The 2,113-nt window shown below is 62.5% G+C and carries 1 protein-coding gene; it reads left to right on the top strand.

Annotation, left to right across the window (positions count from 1 at the left end; translation table 11 throughout):
• Positions 1 to 267: 267 nt before the first annotated feature.
• On the top strand, positions 268 to 2,113 hold a 1,846-nt coding region (locus L879_RS0118085; protein ID WP_027317328.1), incomplete at its 3' end, for a GAF and PAS domain-containing protein.

Genomic DNA, 2,113 nt, shown 5'->3' with positions numbered 1-2,113 from the left:
AGGCTCCTCCAGCGCGTCCTCGCAACACAGCTCCAGGCCGACGTCGACATGAATTTTCGGCCCGAAGGGCTTTATTTTACTATGACGATGCCAATCCCCGGGGAACCGCCGCTGTTCAACCCCGATCACTCAGGCAATTAACTTTATCTTCAACATTGAGCTGGTCTCCTGATTTATTGCAGCTCATCAATATGACTTTACGTCACGAGGTGACGCGGCTTCTATAAGGGCCTAGAAGGCGGCAGGCACACCTCAAGAGCATCGTTCATGGCCAAGAAGGTCGAAGTTCCTCAGTTTCCCCGAACGGCTGCGGCGGCAGCCGAGCGCAAGGCGGATCTGCAGGAAAAAGGCCCGAGCATGACCGGGACGGAGCCTCTTGCCCATGGCGCCGCATTGCGGCTTGCGCTCGAACTCGGCCGTCTCGGTTCCTGGGAACGCGATCTCGTCACGAACGAGGTGACGGCCACGCCGATCTGCAAAGCCCATCTCGGGCTCTCGCCCGATGAGCCCTTGACCTACGAGACCCTGAAGAAGCTGCAGCACCCAGGCGATATCGAGCGCATCAACCAGGCCGTCACCTATGCCCTGGCGACCCGGTCCGACTTCAACATCGAGCATCGCATCGTCCGCCCTGACGGCCGCATCGGCCGCATCCTCGTGCGGGGCACGCCGATCCTCGAAGCCGGCAGGCCGGTGCGCCTTGTCGGCGTGACGCAGGATATCACCGAGCGCGAGCGGGCGAAGGAAGAGCTTCAGGATTCCAAACGCCGCCAGGATTATCTCCTGAAACTCAACCACCAGCTCCAGGGCTTCAAGGATCCTTTCGCGATCATGGAAGCGACGGCGCAAAGCATCGGCCAGCTTCTGAAAGTGGACAGCGTGGGCTACGGCGAAGTCGATACCGGCCGCGGCGTCGTCCTCGTCGAGCGGGAATGGTCCAGAGGCGCGATCAGCAACGAGGGCCGGGCCTACCGCCTGCAGGAATTCCTGCATGGCATGATCGACGACTCGAAAGAGGGCCAGATCCTCACCATCGACGACATCGCGACCGACCCACGCACAGGATCGCCTGAGCTTCAGAACTTCTACAGCACCATCAATGCGCGGGCCGTGCTCACGGTGCCTCTGCTCAAGGAAGGCCGCATCGCGGCCATCCTCTATGCGATCTCCTCAGCGCCTCGCGCCTGGTCGGACGACGACGTCGCCCTGGTCGAGGACGTGGCCCGGCGCAGCTGGACGGCCGTCGAGAGATTGCGGGCGGAACGGAGCCTGCATGAAACCGAGTTCCGCTTCCGGCGCTTCACGGAAGCCCTTCCCGGCTTCGCATGGATCGCCACGCCGGAACTCGAGCTGATCTATTACGTCAACGAGCAGCATTGGTTCGAGTTCTCGGGCCTCTCCCGTGAGCAGACCCTCGGCCATGGCTGGCTTTCCATCGTTCATCCCGAGGATCTGGCAAGGATCATGGAGGACGCCAAGAACGCCACCGAGGATGTACTGGAAGCCGAGATGCGCTACCGGGCGATCGACGGCACCTATCACTGGCATCTGGTGCGGGTCGGCTCTCTCTATGGCCCTGACGGCGACTTCCGCGGGAAGATCGGGACGAGCATCAACATTCACCGGCTCAAGGAAACCGAAGCGGCGCTCCGCCAGAGCGAGGAACGCCTCGCCTTGGCCCAGCGAGCCGCCCGGATCGGCGTTTTCGACTGGGACGTCGCCAACGGCGCCATTACCTGGATGCCGGAGCAGGAAAGGCTGTTCGAGATCGCGCCGGACAGTTTCGAGGGGACTTACGAGGGCTGGAGTTCGCGGGTGCATCCGGCCGATGTGCAGGCTTTCGAGCAGAACTTCCGCGAGGCCGTCGCGCGGCGCGACCAGGAGCTCTCCTTTTTCTACCGCATCCCGCTGCAGGACGGTTCCTTCCGCCACGTCGAAGGCAGCATGGTCATTTTCTACGGCCAGAACGGCAGCCCGAGCCGCATCATCGGCGTCAACATCGATGTCACGAAGCACAAGCAGGCGGATGAGCGCCAGCAGCTTCTGATCCGGGAGCTGCATCACCGGGTCAAGAACACCCTGGCCACCGTCCAGGCCATCGTCGGCTCGACCG

This window comes from Microvirga flocculans ATCC BAA-817, assembly GCF_000518665.1.
Taxonomy (GTDB): Bacteria; Pseudomonadota; Alphaproteobacteria; order Rhizobiales; family Beijerinckiaceae; genus Microvirga; species Microvirga flocculans.
This window is presented reverse-complemented; position numbering and strand designations above follow the sequence as displayed.